Consider the following 20,929-nt stretch of genomic DNA (forward strand, 5'->3'; position numbering starts at 1 on the left):
CGGCAGCCGTCGCCGGGACGGCACGGCCGTCGACCCGGGATGTGCCCCACCCGGGCCCGCCTACGCCTTCCCCGTGGTGGTCTCGACGGTCGGAGGGGCCGGCCTGTCGGGACGTCGACTCGATGACGACCCGTGCGGGGGACGCGGGGATCCGGCTCGGGTGGGTAGCGTCAGGGCCGACACCCCTGCTGCCCGGGAGGCACCCCGTCGCTACGTGGCTCGGACGCTGCACCGAAGCCCATCTGGGCTGCCCCTGCCGGGGCGACCAGACCATCCACGAGGAACGGTCCAAGGAGATCGGCGAGGCGCGGGCACAGGCCCAGGAGTCCGTCGACTGTCCCGAGTGCGGCACCGCCACGACCCCGCTGAACATCGTCAGCTGGGGTCACTGCCGGGCCTGCCGGACGGCCCAGTCGCGGGAGATGTACCCCCTGCGCTGGTGAGCGCAGATGCCCGGGGGGTCAGCGGGAGGGGCGGGCGCCGGCGAGTTCGCGGGCGGCATCGGCGGCGTCGGCATCCAGTTGGCGGGTGATCGCCTCCTGGAAGGCGTCGTACGCCGCGTCGGGGGTCGTGCCCAGCGCCTCGCCGATCTCGTTCCACCCCGCACCGCCGCGCAGGGCCGCGCGGATGCCGATGAGCTGGCTGTCATGCGCCTTGCGTGCGACGACCTCCCCGAGCGCGAGCAGCTCCAGCGCCTCGTAGGTGTCCAGCGAGGTCTCGAGGGTCTTGAGGGAGCTCCAGTCGTCCTCGTCCACATCCTGCGCGGTGTTGAGCGCGGTTCCCCCACTGTCACGACGGCTCAGGAAGTCCAGGCGGGTCGCGGCCGTCGGCAGCGAGAACTCCGCCGCCAGTGCTTCGGGGGTGATGCTCATGCGCAAAGACTTCCCCGCCACCGTCGGTGCGCCAAACTCCCGCTCGGCGTGACTCCCCTAACCCACGCGTGGACAGGCGAGGCGCTACGCAACGGACACGTCCGGGCACGCAGACACGCGGAAGGGCCCGCCCCCCGAGCAGCGGGGTGCGGGCCCTTCCGACCCCCTCCAGGAGGGGGTCCTTGCTCACTCGGAGACGCCGACGGCCTCCTTGGCCAGGGCGGCGAGCTGGGTCTGCGCGGCGCTCGCCACGTTCGCCCGGCCCTTGTGGGTCTCCTCGTAACGGATGATCACGCGGATGTCGCGCGGCTCCTTGAGGCCCTTGATCGCCTTCACGGCGTCGCTCACCGAGAGCTGGTCATAGTTCTTGATCGGCAGCTCGTCGGCGGAGACGTCACCGAGCTCCTCGCGGGCGGACTTGGCCGCCGCGGCGGCGTCCTTGTTGCCCTCGCGGCGGGCGACCTGCTCGGCCCGGCGCAGCGAGGCGCTGCGGCCGGCGGTCAGGGTCTCGCGGACGGCACCGGTCAGGGCCGCGGCCCGGTCGGTGACGGCGGAGAACCGGTCGGAGGTCTCCTCACCGGCGTGCCGCACGGTGTCGACGGCGTTGTTCACCGTGTTGGCCCAGAAGCGGACCGGTGCGTTGACCGCGCGGGCCACACCCCCGGCCACCTTCTGCACCGGGGTGGCGACGAGGGCGGCGGGGCCACCCATGGCCTCCTCGGCGAGCACCACGGTCAACCACTCGACCGTGGCCTGGTGCGCGGTGATCAGCTTCTCGGCGAGCTGGCGAACCTGGGGCTGCTCCGCCTGCTCGGCCAGGACCTTGACGTAGGTGGCGCGGTCGAGGAGCTGGTGCTCGAGCTGCAGGTCGGTGAGCAGGGCCTCCTCGATCGGGGTGGCCTGCTCGAAGGTGGCCTTGAGGCTCGCCGACAGCCGGCCGATCGCGGGGGTGACGACGTCGGGCACGCCACCGAGCGAGCGAAGAGCCTCGGTGATCTCGAGCGAGCGTGCCGCGGCGTTGTCGGCGTTCTGGGTGAGCTCGCGGCGCACGGCGTCGGTGCGGGCCTGCGAGATGCGGGTGCGTGCGACCTGCTCCTCGGTCTGCGTGAGCAGGACGAGGGCGCGCAGCTGGTTGATGAGCTTGCTGTTGATGTCGGCCATGGCGAGAGAACAACTCCAAGGGGGGTTCGGGGATGACCTGACGGCCGTGTCATGCCCTGGTCATCCGGGGTGCTAACTTCTGCAAGCATATTGCAAGCAGTGACCCTCGTCACACAACTCGCCGGCGGTCCCCGCGTCACCTCGCCGGCGGCTGGTACTCCCCCGCGACACCCAGGGCCTCGCCGAGCGCCCGCAGCTCCGCCTCGAACATGGGTTCCGCGTCGTCCAGCGCGAACCGCAGGTGCCCGAAGACCTCCATGCAGACCATGCCGTAGAGCCGGATCCAGCAGGAGAGGAAGACGTATCCGACTCCCAAGGGCAGCGGGACCGGCAGCCTGGCGCACCACTCGCGCAGCTGGTCCCGGAGTCCGGGGTCGAGGTCCGCCTCGTCCGGCACCGGGAAGCCCTGCTGCAGGTAGATCCGGGCGACCAGCTCGGCGAAGACGCCGCCGAAGCGCCGGCCGGCCATCGCTGACGGCCGCTCGCCGTCCCGTTGCGGCTCCCCGGGCTCCAGCACCCGCTCCCCCGCACTCCCGAAGAGCAGACCGAACTCGGCGTGGTGGGTCGTCGCCCACCGCCGGAAGGCACGCGACACGGCGAGCAGCTGGACGCCCGGGGTCGCCGGATCCGCACTGCCGCGGGCGGCCTCCAGGACGTCGGTGAGCTCGTCGTAGAGGTCGGCGACGACGTGCTCGACGAGGTCCTCGCGGCTGTCGAAGTAGCGGTAGAGCCCCGGGGCGGTGATCCCCATCTCCCGGGCGATCGCGCGCAGCGCCAGCCCGTCGACCCCCTGCTCCACCAGGACGCGGCGGGCCGTCGTCCTGATCTCACGCGCGGTGTCGGCACGCGCGCGGTCGCGTCGGCTCACCGGTCTGTCGGTCGGCTCGGCCATGTCCCCTCCGCAATCCCCTTGACGCCAGTGAACGCCGTAAGCATAGTGACCGCCGTTAGCTAACAGTGTTTACAACGGACGACGCCAGCACTGGAGACGCCATGTTCGAGGCCCTCGGTCGAGTGATGTACCGCCGCCGTCGCTGGGTGGTGGCGCTGGCACTGGCGTTCGTGGCCTTCGCCGGGATGTGGGGCAGCGGCGTCTTCGGCGCCATGACCGGAGGCGGCTTCGAGGACCCCGGCAGCGAGAGCTCGCAGGCGTCCGAGGTGGCCGAGCGCGAACTCGGCCGGGGCGGCGGCGACGTGGTCGTCCTCTACTCCAGCGGCACGCTGACCGTCGACGACCCGGCGTACGCCGACGCGGTGCAGCAGAGCCTGTCCGCGCTCCCGGACGGCGTGGTCGAGGAGTCGGTGACGTTCTTCGGCACCGGTGCCCCGCAGCTGGTCAGCGAGGACCGACGCGCCACCTACGCCGTCCTCACCCTGAGCGGCGACGAGGATCAGCGCACCGAGGGCCTGGAGCGGATCGAGGACGAGCTCGCCGCGCCGGGCCTGGAGACGCAGATCGGTGGCGCGACGACGATCAACCGCGACATCAACGAGCGGGTGAGTGCGGACATCGCGCGTGCCGAGACGATCTCGCTGCCGATCCTGGCGGTGCTGCTGGTGATCATCTTCGGGAGCTTCGCCGCGGCGGGCCTGCCGCTGGCGATCGGTGTGGTGGCGATCCTCGGTTCGTTCGCGGCGTTGCGCGGGTTCTCGATGGTCACCGACGTGTCCATCTTCGCGGTCAACGTCGTCACCATCACCGGCCTCGGCCTGGCCATCGATTACGGCCTGTTCATGGTCAGCCGGTTCCGCGAGGAGATCCGCAGGCAGCCCGACACCGAGGCGGCACTGGCCCGCACGATGGCGACGGCGGGCCGGACCGTGGCCGTCTCCGGCGTGACGGTGGCGGTCTCGCTGGCCGGGCTGCTGATCTTCCCGCAGGTCTTCCTGCGCTCGATGGGGTTCGGCGGGATGAGTGCCGTCCTGATCGCGATGCTCGCCGCCCTCACCCTGCTGCCCGCGTTGCTCGCGATGCTCGGGCCGAAGGTCGACGCGCTGTCGGTGCGGCCGTGGCTGCGCCGGGTCTTCCGCCGTCCGTCCCCGGCCATGGTGGCCACGAAGGCCGTCGGGGAGCACGGCGCCTGGGCGCGGATCGCGCACAGCGTGATGCGCCGGCCGGTGGTCTACACCGTCGTCGTCACCGCCGTGCTGGTGGTGCTGGCGTTGCCCTTCCTGGGAGTGCAGTTCGGTGGGGTCGACGAGCGGGCGCTGCCCGAGGGCACGGAGAGCCGGGTGGTCACCGAGACGATCCGGGCGGACTTCCCGCCGAGCGTGGACGGTCCGATCGACGCCGTCGTCACCCTGGCCGACCCGGTCGACTCGCCCGCCGGCGGGGCGGCCCTGCAGTCCTACGTGGACGACGTGGCCTCGGTCCCGGGGGTGGAGGGCGCAGCGGTCGTCGACGCGGCTGGCACCACCGCCCACGTCGACATCGCCTACGCCGGCGACCCCCTGTCCACCGGCGCACGGGCCCTGGTCGGTGACATCCGCGCCGTGCCGGCGCCCGCCGGTGGTGAGGCGCTCATCGGCGGTCCGACCGCGGCGCTGGAGGACCTGCTCGACAGCCTCGCCGCGCTGCTGCCGTGGATGGCGGTGTTCGTGGTGGCGACGACGTTCGTGCTGCTGTTCCTGGCGTTCGGCTCCGTCGTGCTGCCGGTCAAGGCAGTGGTGATGAACGTGCTGTCGCTGGGCGCCTCGTTCGGCGCGCTGGTCTGGATCTTCCAGGACGGCAACCTGTCCGGGGTCCTGGACTTCACGCCGACCGGGTTCGTCGAGGCGACCCAGCCGATCCTGGTGCTGGCGATCGTGTTCGGGCTCTCCATGGACTACGAGGTGTTCCTCATGTCCCGGATCCGGGAGCAGTACGACCTGACCGGCGACAACACCACCGCCGTCGCGACCGGCCTGCAGCGCACCGGCGGGATCATCACCAGCGCGGCGCTGCTGCTGCTCGTGGTGATCGGCGCGTTCTCCCTGTCGGGGATCACCTTCATCAAGATGATCGGCGTCGCGATGCTCATCGCGATCGTGGTGGACGCGACCGTCGTCCGGGTCCTGCTGGTGCCCGCGACGATGCGGCTGCTCGGTCGGGCCAACTGGTGGGCGCCGGGACCGCTCGCCCGGCTCTACATCCGTTACGGCATCCGCGAGTCCGACGGCGACCCGGCGCCGCGGCGTGAACCGGAGCTCGTGGGCGCCCACTGAACGGAGCCCCGCGCAGCTTTCCGTACCGAGAGCTGCGCGGGGTTCCTCGGCTTCCGTACAGCCGACGCAGGACGGCTATCCGCGGACGACGCCGTCCCGCAGGCGATCGAGGAACGGCACCTGCCCCCGGACCAGTTTCGCTCTCGCCTCGTCCAACGCGAACCAGGCGGCCCGGTCGATCTCGGGGAACTCCTGCACCCGCCCGGACCGCGGCGGTCACTCCATCGTGAAGGTGTTGCTCCGGGCGGCCGCGGCGTCCAGGTCGCCCTCGACCGCCCAGACCGCGAGCACCTTGCCGCTGGTGACGCGCAGCGTTCCGAGCGGCAGGAGGTCCCCGGCCGGCACGGGTGCGCCCAGCTCCTCGGCGAACTCCCGCCGGGCGACGGCGAGCGGGTCCTCGTCGGGGCCGTGCTCGCCCTTGGGGATCGACCAGCCACCGTCGTCCTTGTTCATCCAGAACGGGCCGCCCATGTGGCCGAGCAGAACCTCCGGCCCGGTCGGCCGCAGCCGGTACAGCAGGATCCCCGCACTCGTCCTCGGCATCGCCCCAGCTGATCAGACGAGGGTCGTGCCGCGCGCCCCCAGGCTCTGCCAGTAGTCGTCGAGCGCGTTGCTGGTCCGGACGAACCAGATGGACGGGCCCACCAGGAAGTAGTAGACGAAGCCCCAGACGCCGAGCGTGACGAAGAACCTGCTCCTCTCGGCGTCCCCCGATGGCAGCACGTCATCGTCCTCCGCCGCGGGCTCGACCGAACCCCTTCGATGCGCCGCGGTGTACACCTCTGTGCATGACCGGTCGGCGGCTGGCGGCGGCCACCCTCGCGACCTGCCTGCTCCTGGCGGTCAGCGGCTGCCCGGTGGACGGCGAGCCGGCTCCCGAGCCATCGGAGTCGGCAGCGCCGGCGCCGCCCGCCCTGCCGACCGATGCCTCGACCGATCTCCCCGCGTACGGCGGACCGCCCGACGAGGTGCCGGCGAGCGTGGGGCCGGTCACCCGGGTGCAGGCCGCGGTCGACCTGACCCCGGCCACACCCGGCCTGTTCACGCGGGTGGTGTCCGCGGTCGCCACACCCGACGGCGCGTACGCCGTGCTCAGCCCGGCGGACCGGGATGTCGCCCAGTCACTGGTCACGGTGCGCGGCGACGCGATCACCGCCACCATGCCCCTCCCCCGCGTCGACGACGTCTGGGGCATGCACCTGCTGACCGACGGCTCGGTGCTGGTCGCGGGGCGACTCGGCGAGGGTGGCCACGGGCTGCGCATCGTCGATCCGGCGTCGGGCGCGGTGCGGACGACGGTCGTCGTCGCGGGTGAGGACGGCGCCGTGTCGGCGGTCGGTCGGTCCGCGCTGGTCGACGGCGCCACGACGGCGTACCTCTTCGTCTCCGTCGAGGGCGACGAGCAGACGCGTGAGGTGCTGGCCGCGGTGGACGTGGCGAGCGGCCGGGTCGTCGCCGAGCGGGACCTCGGGACGGACGTGGCCGCTGCGTCGCGGTACCCGGTGGGCCGGCAGCTCGCGGGGCTCGTCGCGCGGCCGGAGGGCGGCGCGACGCTGGTCTTCGACGCCTCCCCGACCGAGGTCGCCGAGGACCGCATCCCGACCGTGCTGACCTACGACGCGGACCTGCGGCCGGTGGGTGAGCCGGTACGGGTCACCGACCTGGCAGAGGGGGCGGAGACGCAGTCGGTCGCCGGTGCCGCCGACGGCACGGTGTTCCTGCTCGTGGTGGTGCGGGAGGGCGCGTGGGTGCTGGGCGTGCCGGACGGCGGCGGCGCGGGGCCGCTGCTCGCCCAGCTGGAGGACCGCGTCTACGGCTACGCGCTGGCCGTCGAGCCGGCGCAGGTGTGGGCGGTGCTGCCCGCGCCGACGGGTGCCCTCGCGGTCGACCTCACCACCGGCGAGACGCGCGGGCCACTGCCGGTCGGCTGCGCGCCACGGCTGGACGTGCGGAACGTCTATCCGGCGCCCGGGGGTGCCCTGATGATCGGCGAGTGCGACACCCCGCGCGCGGACACCCAGCTGCTGTGGTTCCTCAGCCCCTGAGCGGCGAGGGAGTACCGCGGGATCAGTGGGCGCCGACGCTGCGCCAGTAGTCGTTGAGCGCCCGGTTGGTCTTGATGAACCAGATGAACGGGCCCACCAGGATCAGCGCGCCCGGGAAGAACCAGAGCGCGGTGACGGCGCTGACCGGCTTCTGCCGGCCGCGGCGCTCGTAGAGGCCGCCGACCTCGTGGCTGAGCAGGTAGGGCGAGGCGAAGCCCACGAAGAAGCTCAGCACCAGCGCGAGCACCCCGCCGATGCCCTCACCGGTGTGCCGCTTCATCTCCTCGTGGGTCTGGAAGTAGTAGACGAACCCCCAGATCCCGAAGGTCACGAAGAAGAGCAGGATCTGCACGCCGGTGCCCCGCACCTGGCCGAGGGGGCCCATGGGCTGCGCGTACCGGGCGTGCGCCGGGACGTCGGGCATCGTGCCGTAGCCGTACTGCCCCGTTGCGGGCTGCTGGTACTGCTGACCCGGGTAGGGCCGGCCGTACTCCTGCTGGGTCCACTGGTTCTCCGGCGTGGTGGTCATGCCCCCGCTTCCTGTTCGGGTCCCCGGCACGTCCAGGGACATCCGGAACCTAGGGGGTCCGCAGGGCCGGTGATCCCGTCCTGCGGTGAACGGCGGGGCGGGTCGTCCCTCGGCCCCCGCGGGTCACGCCGGCCCCACGGCTCGGCTGCCGGCGACGCGCTCGGCGGGGGCGTCAGCGACCGCTCCACCGCGGCGGGCGCTTCTCCAGGTAGGCGGCGATGCCCTCCTTGCGGTCCTCGCTGAGGTAGGGGTTGGGGCCGACGTCGAGCCGCAGCGCCTGCCACATCGGGAGTTCCAGGCCCTTCACAGCGGTCTCCTTCATCCGGCGCACGCTGATCGGCGCGTTGGCGGCGATCCGTTCCGCCAGCTGCAGCGCCACGGCCAGGACGTCGTCGGTGATCCGGTTGACCAAGCCCCAGCGCTCGGCGTCCTCACTGGTGACGTACTCGCCGATCAGCAGCATCTCCATGGCGATGCCCAGGGGGATCCGCTTGGGCAGCACGACGGAGCCGAAGTTGGCACCCATCCCGATCGTGGCCTCGGGCAGCCCGAGCTTGATGCCGGGGGCGGCGACACGCAGGTCACAGGCCAGTGCCAGCTCGAAGCCGCCGGCGACGGCCGCACCCTGGAGCGCCGCGACGATCGGCACGGGCGTCTCGGTGACCACCTCGAACAGCGAGCGGGTGGGCCGGTTCATGGGTGGCCGGAAGCGCTCGCCGCGCTGGTCGCGCTCGCGGATCTCCTTGAGGTCGAACCCGGCGCAGAAGGCCGGGCCGTTGCCGGTGAGGACGATCGCCCGCACCTCGCCGCCCTCCGCGCAGTCGAGCAGCTCCTCGACGAGGTCGGCCTGCAGCGCCGACGAGAGCGCGTTGCGGCGCTCCGGTCGGTCGAGGGTGAGCACGCGGACGTGCCCGCGGCGCTCGACGATCAGTCCGGACTCGTGGCGGATCGGCTCGCTCATACCTGCAACCTCCGGGCTGAGCGGCCGGTCGGCAAGTCACCGCAGGCGCGCCGCCATCAGGTCCTGCGGCGAGGTGGGCCGCAGGTCGTCGAAGAAGTCGGGCAGGCCGAGCCCGCGGGTGACGGTCGTCAGCTGCCGGAGCTCGGCGGTGGTGAGGATGGGGTTCCCGAGCGCCGTGGCCCGCAGATGCTCGAGGAAGCGACGGTGCAGGGCCAGCACCTGGTCGCCGCCGATACCGGCCGAGCCGGCCAGCCGCGCCAGGAGCTGGCTCTCGCCGCCGAGGATCCGGCCGTCGGCGAGGGCGACGGCGAGGGCGTCGACGTAGCGCTGGGCGTCGGCCGCGGGCGCCTCGACGACCGACCTCGGCAGCCGGGCGACCATCGAGGCGAGCCAGCCGTCGGTGCCCGGACGCAGCTCGCCGGACCGGGTCTTCGCCGGGACCTCGCGGTCGAGTGCGGGCATCGGGCGGAGGCCGGTCAGGTAGCGGGGCGGCTGGCCGTGGACGCCGAGCATCTGCGGCAGCAGCGCGGCGACCGTGCGGGCATCGGCGAGCGCGGTGTGCGGGCCGGCGGTCGGCAGGCCCGCAGCGCGCGCGAGGGTGCCCAGCCGATGGTCGGGAGCCCGCAGGGTGTGGCGAGCCAGCCAGAGCGAGCAGAGCGCCGGGTTGAGCGGGATCGCCACCCCCATCCGCGCGAACTCGGCAGCCAGGAACCGCTCCCCGAAGGCCGCGTTGTGGGCGACGACGACGGCGCCGTCCATCCGGGCCAGCAGCTCGCCGGCAATCTCCTCGAAGGTGGGGGCGTCCCGCACCTCGCTGTTGGAGATGCCGTGCACGAGGACCGGGCCGACGTCGCGGCCGGGGTCCACCAGGGTGGAGTACTCGTCCTCGAAGCGGCCGGACGCGTCGACGCGGGCGATCGCGATCTCCACGATCCGGTCGCCCCTGGCCGGTGAGAAGCCGGTCGTCTGCACGTCGACGACGGCGTAGGGCGCGTCGACGGGGAAGCCGGCGCCGTCACCGCCGTACTGGAAGAGGTGACCGCGCATGCCGGGCCGGGCGAAAGGAAGCGGCCCCTCGGGCTCGGGAACCTGGACGGGCGCGCGCGGCACCGGGATGCCGGCGCCCCGGCTGCCGCGGGTCGCGTCCGCGGTGGACCGCGTGTGCTGCGCGGCCCGCCGGCTCGACGACCGCTCCGCCAGGTACAGGGCGGCCAGCAACCCCAGGCCGCCGGTGACCAGCAGACCGACCAGCTCCATCGGAACCCCGAACATGCACCCTCTCCGACCGCTTCCGACGACGACCTCGCGCAGTCGCCATCGGCAGCATCCGCCCCGGTCAGCCCCGTCAGGTGCCGGCGCGGCTGCCGGACGCCGCACGTGTCACACCCGTCGCGCGCGTCGCGGCTGCGAGCTGGACGGGGGTGGCGACGGAGGGGACGCGGGCGCTGACCGGAGTCGGCACAGTCGGCGTAGACGACGCCTGGGCACCGGTGGCTCGGCGGGCAAATCTGTGACCGTCAACAACGAACCGGCCCATCCGTCACACGAGCCCCTTCCGTCGGGGGGCATGAGCGGACCGATCCGTCCGCTCCGGTACACAGATGGCATGGAGAGCACTGCCGACATCCAGGTGGGCGATGTCGTCGCCCCGCGGGCGGCGGTCTCCATCGAGATCACGTCCACGCCGGTCCTCAGCTACGCGCTGGCCCACAACCGCGTCCCGGTGGTGTCCCGGCTGGCCATCACCAATCTCGGGAGCCCGGTGCGGGCGGCCACGGTGCGGCTCGGCGTCCGCGACGCCGAGGGCCCGATCGCGCAGACCGTCGAGCTGGTCGCCGACCTCGACGAGGGCCGGACGACGGTGCTCACCGACCTCGGCCTGGTCATGGATCCCGCCGCGATGCTGCACGTCGAGGAACAGCGACCCGGCGTCATCGACGTCGAGGTGCTGGTCGAGGGCACCGATGGCGGGCTGGAGGTGCTCGGCGAGAGCAGCCGCGCGGTCCAGGTGCTCGCCGCCCAGCAGTGGCTGGCCACTCCCCTGCCGCTGGCGCTGGAGATGCTCGCCGCGCACGTCCTGCCCAACCACCCGGCGGTCACCGCGGTCGTCGAGGAGGCCGCCGGCGTCCTGGAGCAGCGGACCGGCCGCGGTGGCATCCAGGGCTACGCGGACGGCCCGGAGCGGGTCGACGAGATCGTCGCCGCGATCGCCGACGTCCTGCAGCGTCGCGGCATCCGCTACAGCGAGCCCCCGGTCAGCTGGGCCGACCTCGGTCAGCAGGTCCGCTCGCCGGGCGACGTCCTCACCTGGCGGGTCGGCACCCCGCTGGACACCGTCGTCCTCATGGCCGCCGCGCTCGAGCGGGCCGGTATCCGGCCGCTGCTCTGGCTGGCCGGTGGGGCCGGTGGGCACGAGGGGGAAGCACACGCCTTCCTCGGCTACTGGCGCGAGGAGCGCAGCGCGGAGAGCGCCGCGACCACCGACGCCACGTCCCTGGTCAACCTGGTCGACCTCGGGCTGATCGGCCTGGTCGAGACGACGCTGCTCACCAGCATGGGCGAGCCCGGCGCCGACCTGCACGGCCCGGTGGTCACCGGCTGGCTGACCGGCGGGCTGGACCACCTCCTCGGCGTCACCGACGTCCACCGCGCCCGCAAGGACGGCATCTTCCCGCTGCCGGCCCGGGCCCGGGACGAGGACGGCGTCCTGCAGGTCGTCGAGTACCGGCCGGCCGTGCACAGCGCTCCCGCGAAGGCCGAGCCGCCGCCTCCGGCTCCCAGCAGCCGGCCCGAGGAGCCCCCGCGGGTGCAGCAGTGGAAGAACGCACTGCTCGACCTCAGCCTGCGCAACCGGCTGATCAACTACACCGAGCGCTCCGGGCTGTCGCTGACCGTCCCGGACTCGGCGCTCGGCGTCCTGGAGAACTTCGTCCACGACGGGACGCCGGTCACCCTGCTGCCGGGCGACCGGCTGGCGGCCGTGCAGCAGGAGCGCGGGGTGACGACGGCCCGCGAGCTCCCCGCCGAGCAACTGACCGAGCTGCTGGTCGAGCGGCGCGAGGTGCACGTCGACGTCACCAGCGGCAGCTACCTGCCCAAGCTGCGCAACGTCGCCTACAAGGCCAAGACGGTGCTCGAGGAGACCGGCGCCAACAACCTCTACCTGGCGCTGGGCAGCCTGGTCTGGGAGCTCGACGGGCGCCCGCTCCGCAGCCCGCTGGTGCTCATCCCCGTCGTGCTGGCGCCGATGGGCCGCACCGGCTCCTACCGGCTGTCGCTGGACGAGTCCGGGTCCAGCACCCCGAACTACTGCCTGCTGGAGAAGCTGCGCCAGGTCCACGGCCTCACCGTGCCGACGCTGACCGAGGCCGTCGACGGCACCCTCGACCTCGATGCCGCCCTGGAGGCGGTGCGCACCGCCCTGGTCGGTCACGGCCTGCCCTTCCGCGTCGAGCCGACGGCGGACCTCGCGATCCTCCAGTTCGCGAAGTTCCGGCTGTGGAAGGACCTCGACGAGCACTGGGCCGACTTCGCCGACAACCCGCTGGTCCACCACCTGGTGCACGAGCCGACCGAGGCGTTCGAGGACCCCGCCCGCGACCTCGGCGGCTACGTCGACCTCGACGAGCTGGCCGCCGAGCTGCCCGCCCCCGCCGACGCGTCGCAGCTGCGCGCCATCGCCGAGGCCACCGCCGGCCGCACGTTCGTGCTCGAGGGCCCGCCCGGCACCGGCAAGTCCCAGACCATCACCAACCTGCTCACCCGGGCCGTCGCCGAGGGCAAGAAGGTGCTGTTCGTCGCCGAGAAGCGAGCGGCCCTCGACGTCGTCGCGCGGCGCCTGGACGCCGTCGGCATGGGCATGTTCGCCCTCGACCTGCACGACAAGGGTTCGCGGGCCTCCATGGTGCGGGCGCAGATCCGGCTGGCGCTGGAGCACGCCGTCACCGTCGACGAGCAGGGCCTGGCCGCCGACGGGGAGGCGCTGCGGTCCGCGCGGCGGATGCTCGCCCGGTACGCCGACCGGCTGCACGACGACAACGCCGTCGGGCTGTCGCTGTACTCGGCGCGGACGTCGGAGCTGGCCGCCGGGACGGAGGTCCCGCCACTGCCCGTGCCGCAGCCCTTCGCGGCGAACGCCCCGGCCGACGTGCTGCGGTCGGTGCGGGTGGAGCTGGCGCTGCTGCCCGACATCGCCGATCTGACCCGCCCGTCGCCGCGGCACCCGTGGGCGTTCCTCGACTCCCCCGACATCGACCTGCCGGCGACCCGGTCCGCGGCTGCCGCCGTGGACGCCGCGGTGCGCGAGGTGTCCCTGATCCCCGAGCTGTCGGGGGTGCTGCGCCGGGCGCGGACCGCCGAGGAGCTCGACGCCCTCGTGCACGTGCTCAGCGGGCCGGGCCGAGGCATGGACGTGGGCCTGGACGTCATCGACGAGACGTTCACCGACTTCTGGACGGCGGCGACGTCGGCGGTCCTCGGTGAGACCGCTGCCTTCACCGCGTTCCGCCACCCGGGCCTCGACGTCTGCACGCCCGAGGCGCTGGAGCTGCCCCTGGCCGACGTCTACGTGGCCGCGCAGACCGCCGCGGCGTCGTCGTGGTTCGGCCGCCGCCGGCGTCTGATCGCCGTCCGCGACCAGCTCGCGCCCTACCTGCGCCCCGAGGCGAAGGTGAAGCCGAAGGACGTGCCGGCGGTCGTCGAGAACCTGTGGCGGGTGCAGACCGCGGTGCAGGGGATCGCGACGCGGGCCGGCTCGATCCCCGGCCTGTCGGTGCCCGAGGGCTGGAACCCGTTCCTCGACACCGACCTGCTGGCCGGCCAGGTGCAGTGGCTGGGGCGGGCCGGCGCGGCCGTCGACGGCTCCTCGCTCTTCCACGTGCAGCTGCGCAAGCTGATCGTCGCCGGCCTGCCCGCCGGCACCGCGGCGGCCGAGGCGGCCGAGGCCGTGGCCCGGCTGCGGGATGCCGTCACCACCCTGCTGACCGTGGGGCGCAGCAGCTCCGACCAGCTCGCGACCTGGGCCGGGGACGACGGACTGGTGCTGCGCTGGTCGATGACCCGCCCCGAGCGCGGGGTGGACAACCTGATGTCGCTGCGCCGCTGGATCTCCTTCCTGGACACGCTCGAGCCGCTCCGGTTCGCCGGGCTGTTCGACGCGCGGACGCTGCTCGCTACAGGCGCTGTACGCGCCGATGACGCCCTGCGGGCCTTCGAACGGGGGCTGGCGGCCGCCTCGGTGGCCGAGCGGCTGGACGCGTCCGGCCTGGACATGTTCGACGCGCGGGCGCACGAGAAGGCGATCCGCCGCTTCATCACGGCGTCGCGGGCGGTGCGCGGGCACCTCACCTCGGCGCTGCCGGCGCGGGTCCTGGCGGCCCGCCCCTTCGACGCGGAGTCGGGCTCGGGCCAGGTCGGCGCCCTGCAGCGGGAGCTCGCCAAGCAGCGCCGCGGTCTGGGCGTGCGGCAGCTGCTGGCGCAGTACGGCGAGCTGATCACCCAGGTGATGCCGTGCGTGCTGGTCTCACCGGACTCCGTGGCGCGGTTCTTCCCGGCCGTCTCGGGGCTGTTCGACCTGGTCGTCTTCGACGAGGCGTCGCAGATCAGGGTGGCCGACGCGGTGGGTGCGCTGGGCCGCGCTCGTGCGGCTGTAGTCGTCGGTGACTCCAAGCAGATGCCCCCGACGTCCTTCGCCGAGCCGTCGTCGGTGTCCGACGACGCCGGCGACCTCGCCGAGACCGCGGTGGAGGACGAGGAGTCGATCCTCTCCGAGTGCGTGCAGGCGCGGGTGCCGCGGCAGTGGCTGTCGTGGCACTACCGCAGCCAGGACGAGTCGCTGATCGCGTTCTCCAACGCCCAGTACTACGGCAACCGGCTCTCCTCGTTCCCCGCGCCGACGCACGGGCGCCCCTCCTCGGAGCCCGACGGGCGCGGCGTCTCGCTGGTGCGGGTGCCGGGCACGTTCCACCGCTCGGGCGCCGGGCGGCTGCTGCGGACCAACCCGATCGAGGCGAAGGCGATCGTGGCGGAGATCCGCCGACGGTTCGACCTGCTGCCGAAGTACGGCGAGGGCTCCGACGCCGTCCCGTCGATCGGCGTCGTCACCTTCAACGCGCAGCAGCGGGCCTACATCGAGGCGCTGCTCCGCGACGCCGACGACGACCGGCTGGCCGCTGCCCTCGATCGGGTGGACGGCGAGGGCCTGTTCGTGAAGAACCTGGAGAACGTGCAGGGCGACGAGCGCGACGTCGTCTTCTTCTCCACCGGCTTCTCGCCCAACGCCTCCGGCGAGCTGCCGCTGAACTTCGGGCCGCTGAACCGGGTGGGTGGCGAGCGGCGCCTCAACGTCGCGGTGACCCGGGCCCGGCGGCAGGTGGTGCTGTTCTCGTCGTTCGACCCGGAGCAGCTGCGGGCCGAGGAGACGTCGTCGGTCGGCATCAAGCACCTGCGGGCCTACCTCGACATGGCCGCGCAGGGCACCGACGTCCTGCCCCGGGACTCCCGCCCGGCCGCCGTCGTGGACCGGCACCGCGAGCAGATCGCCACCGCGCTGCGGGAGCGCGGGCTCGTGGTGCGCACCGACGTCGGGCTCTCGGACTTCAAGGTCGACCTCGCCGTCGCCCGGCCGACGGACCCGGAGTCGCCGCTCATGGCGGTGCTGCTCGACGGCCCGGCGTGGGCGCGCCGCGGCACGGTCGGCGACCGCGACGGCCTGCCCGTCGAGGTCCTGGGCGACATGCTGCGCTGGCCGGTCGTCGAGCGGGTCTGGCTGCCGTCGTGGCTGGCCTCCCCCGACGCGGTGCTGGACGAGCTGGTCGCCGCGGTCGACATGGTGCCCAGCACCCCGCTGGCCGAACCGATCCCCCTGCCGACGGCGGCGGTCGAGTCGTTCAAGGGCGTGGCCGCGCTGCGGTCGTCGGTGACCTCCGCGGTCGCCGTGCCCACGGCGCCCGCCCCGAAGGCGGCCAAGCCGGCCGCAGCTGCCACGAAGCCGACCGGTCCGGTGACGATGGATGGCGAGTCCCCGTTCGTGCCGTGGCTGCCCAAGCCGGCCGGGGACAAGGCGGTGCTCGACGAGCTGCCGGTATCGAAGGCGGCGCGCGCCGTGCGGCGGGTGCTGACGGCCGGGATCAAGGCCGAGGGCCCGATCCACGTCGACCGGCTGGCGAAGCTGACCGTCAACGCGTTCGGGCTGAACCGGGCGTCGGAGGGGCGGAAGAACACGCTGCTGTCGCTGCTGCCGCCGTCCGCGGTGGTGGACGACTACCTGTGGCCCGACGGCGTCTCGCCCGACTCCTACGCCGGGTTCCGGCGGCAGGCGGCGAGCACCGACCGGCCGCTGGAGCACGTGGCACCGCAGGAGATCGGCAACGCGATGGCGGCGCTGTGCCGGGCGGGCGCCGGGATGATGGCCGACGAGCTGCTCACCAAGACCGCGGCGATCTTCGGCTACAAGCGCCGGACCCCCGCGGTGACGCCGGTACTGGAGGCGGCGCTGAAGCTCGCGCTGCACCGCGGCCGCCTCGTCGAGCAGCCCTCGGGCCTGATGACCGTCTGACCGTTCGTCGGGCCGACGGGGTTACTCGCCGGTTGTGAGCAGGTCGGCACACCGACGGGGCCCAAAGCCCTTGGGCACGAAACCCTGATCTCCATAGCGTCACGACGCAACCGACCTTGGAGGTTGCGTGACCGCCCAGCTCGACTCGTCCCCTGCCCGCCCCGTTCCGCCGCTGGACGACGCCGCCGTCGCTCCCTCGACGCCCAGCCGTGTGGGCGGCCTGGTCGGGGCGGCCGCCCGACCCCGCGTGCTCGCCTCGGAGACCGTCCGGCTCGGCCGGGACCTCGGCTCGATCGTGCGTGGCACCGACCGGATCGCGCCGCCGGCGAAGGACACGCGGTTCACCGACCCCGCGTGGTCGTCCAACCCCGGCTACCGCCGGCTCGGCCAGGCCTACCTCGCGTGGGGCTCCTCGCTGACCCGCCTCGTCGACCGGTACGAAGCCGACGGTGCGGACTGGCGCGACGTGGAGCGCGCGCGGTTCGCGGTACGGGCTCTGACCAGCGCGATGGCCCCCACGAACACGCTGTTCGGCAACCCGGCGGCGCTCAAGCGGGCGTTCGACACCGGAGGCCTCAGCGTCCTGCGCGGCATGGGCCGACTGGTGAACGACCTGCGGCACAACGGCGGCATGCCGACGCAGACCGACCGGTCGGCCTACGCGGTGGGCCGCAATCTCGGGGTGACCAAGGGGTCGGTGATCTACCGCGACGACGTCATCGAACTCATCCAGTACCAGCCCGCGACGGCGCAGGTGCGCCAGCGGCCGCTGGTGATCGTGCCGCCGCCGATCGGGCGCTTCTACTTCCTGGACCTCCAGCCGGGTCGCAGCCTCGTCGAGTACGCGGTCGGCCAGGGGCTGCAGGTCTTCCTGATCAGCTGGCGCAACCCGACGCGGAAGCAGGGCGGCTGGAACCTCGACACCTACGCCGAGCGGGTGCGCCGGGCGATCGGGGTGGCGCGGGAGATCACGGGTTCTCCCGACGTCAACACCCTGGGGTTCTGCGCCGGGGGCATCATCCAGACGACACTGCTCAACCATCTGACCGCCATCGACGACCACAGCGTGCACAGCGCTGCATACGCGGTCACCCTGCTCGACTTCGCGACGCGGGCGCCGCTCGGCGCGTTCTCCGGACGCCGGCTGCTGGACGTCGCACGACTGTCCTCGAACGTCCGGGGCGTCATCACGGCCCGTTCCCTGGGCTCGGTCTTCTCCTGGATGCGTCCCGACGACCTGATCTTCAACTACGTGGTCACGCAGTGGCTGATGGGCGAGGCCCCGCCGGCTTTCGACATCCTGGCGTGGAACGCCGACGGGACGAACCTGCCGGCCGCCCTGCACGAGCAGTTCCAGCAGATCCTCCGCGACAACGCGCTCGTGCGACCCGGCGCGATGACCGTGCTCGGGACGCCGGTCGACCTGGCCAGCATCACGGTGCCGACCTTCGTCACCGGCGCGCTCACCGACCACCTCACGCCGTGGGCCGGCTGCTACCGGACGACCCAGTTGCTGTCCGGGCCGAGCACCTTCGTGCTGAGCTCCAGCGGGCACATCCAGAGCCTGGTGAACCCGCCCGGCAATCCGAAGGCGTCGTACTTCACCGGCGGCCAGGTCGGCCCCGACCCGGAGGACTGGCGGGCGTCCGCCGAGCGGCAGACGGGCAGCTGGTGGGAGGCCTGGGCACCGTGGACGGTGGAGCGCTCGGGCCACTTGGTGGACGCCCCGACGAACCTCGGCAGCGCCGTCCATCCTCCGCGCGAGGCCGCGCCCGGCTGCTACGTCGTCGACAAGGTGCCCGCCTGACCCCTACCCGCCGTGGGGGGACAGATCTCGACTACCTGGCCGGGTCGAGGATTCGGTCGAACACCGCACCGGTGCCCTGGGCCTGCACGTACTTGTCCACGACGTCGACGAGCACGTCCTTCGCCGACCACTGCAGCGGGCGGTACAGCCCCAGAGCCGTGTTGAGTGCTACGTCGCCGATGTAGACCACACCGAACACGGCGTTGACGGCCTTCTGACCGCGCAGGCCCCGGGCGGCGGCGATGCCGTAGGCCGCGCCCCACATGGTTCCGAGCAGGAAGTGGGTGACCCAGTTCAGGCGTCGGCGGCCTTCCGGAGAGCTCGCGCGCACCGGCGTCACCTTTTCGGCGAAGTCGGCGGGGGCGTAGCTGTCGCCGCGCTTGGTGAGCGGCATCTCGACGAGCTTCTGGAAGGTCGTCATGACGACGGTTCCGGCCACTCCCGCGACAACGCCGCGCACGATCATGTCTCCGGTCGACACCTGCCCGTTCCGCATGGTGGGGGCCCGTACCCCGGAAACGCCCAGGGACTCATGTACACCTGTCACACCGTGCTGCCGTACTCAGGTCCGGGCGACGCCGAGGAGCGTGACGTCGTCGGTGCTGGGCGGGTTCAGCGTGCCCAGCACCGCATCTAGCAGGGCGTGCGGGTCCACCGGACCGGTGCCGACGACGTCGCGCAGCTCGTCGAGGCCCGCACCGAGGCCGTTCCGGCCCCGCTCGACCAGTCCGTCGCTGAAGAGCAGCAGCCGGTCGTCGCCGGCCAGCTGGAGGCGGGCCTCCTGGTAGTCGGCCACGTCGAGCACCCCGAGGGCGGGCCCGCGGCCGCCGGTCACGTACTCCGCTCCCCCGCCGGTGGCGTGCAGCACCGGCAGGTGCCCGGCACTGGCGACCACGACGTCCCCGGTCGCGGGGTCCAGCTCGGCGACCACCGCCGTCGCCATCTCGGCGGGCAGCAGCGTGCCGATCACCTGGTTGAGTCCGTCGAGCGCCGCGGCCGGCCCCGGCGCGCGCAGCAGGTGGGCGCGCAGGGCGTGCCGCAGCTGGGCCGTGATGGCCGCGGCGGCGAGTCCGTGGCCGGCGACGTCACCCAGCACGATCGAGATCCGGCCGCCGGGCAGCGGGACGAGGTCGTACCAGTCCCCGCCGACGACGTCCTTGGCACTCGGCAGGTACCGGGCGGCCAGAGCCAGCCCGGGCACCTTCGGGAGCTCCTCGAGCAGCAGGGTGCGCTGCAGCGCACCGGCCAGCCGGTTGTCGTCCGCCGCCCGGCTCAGCGCGGCCTGGGTCAGCTGGCCGGCCAGCGCGCGGGCGGCGGCGACCTCGTGCTCCCGCCACGGCTGCGACGTCTGCCGCACCGTCTCGCTCCAGGCGTCGAACGACCGCCGCGGGCTCAGCCGGGGGCCGGGATCGGTCTGCGTCGTCTTCGACGTGTACGGGTTGCCGCCCCAGGTGACCTCGCGCAGCGTCTCGGGGCGGAACCAGGCGAGGAAGTCGTCCCGCCCGCCGGCCACCTCGACGGCGAGGACACCGCTGGCGGTGTCGGCGACATCGGCTGCCTCCGGCACGACCCGGGATGCGGCGTCGGTGACCGGGGCGCCCGCGGCGAGCAGGGAGCGGACCAGGGGCTCCACCCGGTCGGCCGGTGGCGTCCTCCCGAGCAGCGTGAGCTGGCCGCTGATCCGCAGCGCGACACCGGAGGCCGGCAGCAGGTCCAGGGCGGTGACCTCGCCGTCGGTCAGCGCGGCCGCCACCGCCCTCGGGCTGCGGCCGACGGCTCCGGCCAGCTGTGCCCCGCGGTGGGCGACCTCCACGACGCCGCTCTGCTCCCCCGCCGCGACCTTCGTGTGCAGGAGGAGCGACGCGGTCCGGCCGAGGAACTCCGCGGCGGTGCGGTCGGTGTAGGAGGGGCGGTGCGGCCCGGCGTAGTGGTGGCAGGAGATGAGGCCCCAGAGCCGGCCGCGGTCGATCAGCGAGATCGACATGGACGAGACCACGCCCATGTTGGCCAGGTACTCCAGGTGCACCGGGGAGACGCTGCGCAGCATGGCCCCGGAGAGGTCCAGCGGCCGGCCGGTGGACGGCGTAACCGGCGGGTCGAGCGGCACCGGACGGTAGGTGGCGTCGGGGATCAGCCGCGTCCAGTTGGTGGTGTACAGCGCGCGGGCCTGGGCCGGGATGTCGCTGGCCGGGTAGTGCAGGCCGAGGAAGGGCTCGAGGTCGGGGCGCCGGTCCTCGGCGATCACCTCGCCGTTCCACTCGGCGTCGAAGCGGTAGACCATCACGCGGTCGAAGCCGGTGAGCGCGCGGACGTCGCGGGCGAGCACGTCGGTGAGCTCGTCCAGCGTGGCGGCGCCCGAGAGTCGCTGGAGGACCGAGGGCAGGCGGCGGTGCCACGCCGCGCCGGCCTCCTCGGCGCCCTCGGCGCGTTCCCACTCGGTGAGCAGCAGCCCGTCGGCGCGGTGCAGGACCAGGTCGACGTGGGCGCCGGCCAGCCGGACGCGCAGCGGGTTGACCTCGGCCAGGTCCCCGGCCAGGCCCGCGCGCAGCCGGGCGACGTCCGGCTCCGCCAGGAGCACGTCGAGGGAACTGCCGGCCACCGGTTGCCCGAAGAACCCGGAGGCGTTCGCGGAGGCGACCACGACGGCGAGGTCGGGCTCGGTGACCGCCAGCAGGGCACCTTGCGGCTGGACGGCGCCGGGCACCGCGATGGGCTCGTCGGCGCACCGCAGCAGCGCCTGCTCGGTCGCTCCGGTCGGCTCGGTGGCGGCGGCGTCGGTGCTCACCGCCGCGAGG

At 73.3% G+C, this 20,929-nt stretch carries 15 protein-coding genes; 4 read left to right on the forward strand and 11 right to left on the reverse strand.

The window, feature by feature from the left end; all coding sequences use genetic code 11:
- Positions 1 to 461 precede the first annotated feature (461 nt).
- The 3 genes from CHB94_RS02995 to CHB94_RS03005 form a co-directional block, all read right to left on the reverse strand.
- Entirely contained in the window at positions 462 to 872 is a 411-nt protein-coding gene (locus CHB94_RS02995; RefSeq protein ID WP_089335088.1) for a hypothetical protein, read from the reverse strand.
- A gap of 186 nt (positions 873 to 1,058) precedes the next feature.
- Positions 1,059 to 2,033, reverse strand: coding sequence for a ferritin-like domain-containing protein (locus tag CHB94_RS03000; protein WP_089335089.1), 975 nt, complete (start codon positions 2,031 to 2,033; stop codon positions 1,059 to 1,061).
- A gap of 136 nt (positions 2,034 to 2,169) precedes the next feature.
- Entirely contained in the window at positions 2,170 to 2,925 is a 756-nt protein-coding gene (locus tag CHB94_RS03005) for a TetR/AcrR family transcriptional regulator (RefSeq protein ID WP_089335090.1), read from the reverse strand.
- 101 nt (positions 2,926 to 3,026) lie between these two features.
- On the opposite strand from CHB94_RS03005, the gene CHB94_RS03010 reads away from it, so the two are divergent.
- Entirely contained in the window at positions 3,027 to 5,237 is a 2,211-nt protein-coding gene (locus CHB94_RS03010) for an MMPL family transporter (protein WP_089335091.1), read from the forward strand.
- Between the two features lie 75 nt (positions 5,238 to 5,312).
- Here the strand turns inward: CHB94_RS03010 and CHB94_RS25940 are convergent, their stop codons facing one another.
- The 3 genes from CHB94_RS25940 to CHB94_RS24925 are packed head-to-tail and all read right to left on the reverse strand — an operon-like array spanning position 5,313 to position 5,960.
- Positions 5,313 to 5,435: a hypothetical protein gene (locus tag CHB94_RS25940; RefSeq protein ID WP_254920360.1), complete on the reverse strand. Its 123-nt coding sequence runs from the start codon at positions 5,433 to 5,435 to the stop codon at positions 5,313 to 5,315.
- Positions 5,436 to 5,453: 18 nt separating this feature from the next.
- A complete protein-coding gene (locus CHB94_RS03015) occupies positions 5,454 to 5,780 on the reverse strand; it encodes an NUDIX hydrolase (protein ID WP_254920361.1) in 327 nt (108 codons plus the stop codon).
- A gap of 12 nt (positions 5,781 to 5,792) precedes the next feature.
- Positions 5,793 to 5,960 (reverse strand): hypothetical protein, encoded by a 168-nt coding sequence (locus CHB94_RS24925; protein ID WP_176445383.1) that lies wholly within the window; start codon positions 5,958 to 5,960, stop codon positions 5,793 to 5,795.
- A gap of 65 nt (positions 5,961 to 6,025) precedes the next feature.
- Here CHB94_RS24925 and CHB94_RS03020 point away from each other — a divergent pair, with 65 nt between their 5' ends.
- The gene (locus CHB94_RS03020; protein WP_089335092.1) at positions 6,026 to 7,282 is read left to right on the forward strand and encodes a hypothetical protein; all 1,257 of its coding nucleotides are present in this window, start codon (positions 6,026 to 6,028) and stop codon (positions 7,280 to 7,282) included.
- Between the two features lie 22 nt (positions 7,283 to 7,304).
- Here CHB94_RS03020 and CHB94_RS03025 read toward each other — a convergent pair whose 3' ends face one another.
- The 3 genes from CHB94_RS03025 to CHB94_RS03035 form a co-directional block, all read right to left on the reverse strand.
- Positions 7,305 to 7,811: a DUF4234 domain-containing protein gene (locus CHB94_RS03025; RefSeq protein WP_254920362.1), complete on the reverse strand. Its 507-nt coding sequence runs from the start codon at positions 7,809 to 7,811 to the stop codon at positions 7,305 to 7,307.
- Between the two features lie 172 nt (positions 7,812 to 7,983).
- Positions 7,984 to 8,772 (reverse strand): enoyl-CoA hydratase/isomerase family protein, encoded by a 789-nt coding sequence (locus CHB94_RS03030; RefSeq protein WP_089335093.1) that lies wholly within the window; start codon positions 8,770 to 8,772, stop codon positions 7,984 to 7,986.
- Between the two features lie 36 nt (positions 8,773 to 8,808).
- Positions 8,809 to 10,044 carry a 3'-5' exonuclease gene (locus CHB94_RS03035; protein ID WP_089335094.1) on the reverse strand — a complete coding sequence of 412 codons (1,236 nt, stop codon included), beginning with the start codon at positions 10,042 to 10,044 and terminating at the stop codon, positions 8,809 to 8,811.
- Positions 10,045 to 10,378: 334 nt separating this feature from the next.
- Between CHB94_RS03035 and proA the strand changes: the two genes are divergently transcribed.
- The gene (proA, locus tag CHB94_RS03040) at positions 10,379 to 16,327 is read left to right on the forward strand and encodes an anti-phage protein ProA (RefSeq protein ID WP_089335095.1); all 5,949 of its coding nucleotides are present in this window, start codon (positions 10,379 to 10,381) and stop codon (positions 16,325 to 16,327) included.
- A 127-nt stretch (positions 16,328 to 16,454) separates the two neighbouring features.
- Positions 16,455 to 18,134 carry a PHA/PHB synthase family protein gene (locus CHB94_RS03045; RefSeq protein WP_089335096.1) on the forward strand — a complete coding sequence of 560 codons (1,680 nt, stop codon included), beginning with the start codon at positions 16,455 to 16,457 and terminating at the stop codon, positions 18,132 to 18,134.
- Positions 18,135 to 18,165: 31 nt separating this feature from the next.
- On the opposite strand, the gene CHB94_RS03050 is transcribed toward CHB94_RS03045, so the two are convergent.
- Together CHB94_RS03050 and CHB94_RS03055 are read right to left on the reverse strand one after the other, a co-directional pair.
- Positions 18,166 to 18,615 carry a hypothetical protein gene (locus CHB94_RS03050; RefSeq protein WP_254920363.1) on the reverse strand — a complete coding sequence of 150 codons (450 nt, stop codon included), beginning with the start codon at positions 18,613 to 18,615 and terminating at the stop codon, positions 18,166 to 18,168.
- A gap of 81 nt (positions 18,616 to 18,696) precedes the next feature.
- Positions 18,697 to 20,919 (reverse strand): SpoIIE family protein phosphatase, encoded by a 2,223-nt coding sequence (locus CHB94_RS03055; RefSeq protein ID WP_089335098.1) that lies wholly within the window; start codon positions 20,917 to 20,919, stop codon positions 18,697 to 18,699.
- Positions 20,920 to 20,929 lie beyond the last annotated feature (10 nt).

It is taken from the genome of Blastococcus mobilis (assembly GCF_900188025.1).
GTDB classification, from domain to species: domain Bacteria; phylum Actinomycetota; class Actinomycetes; order Mycobacteriales; family Geodermatophilaceae; genus Blastococcus_B; species Blastococcus_B mobilis.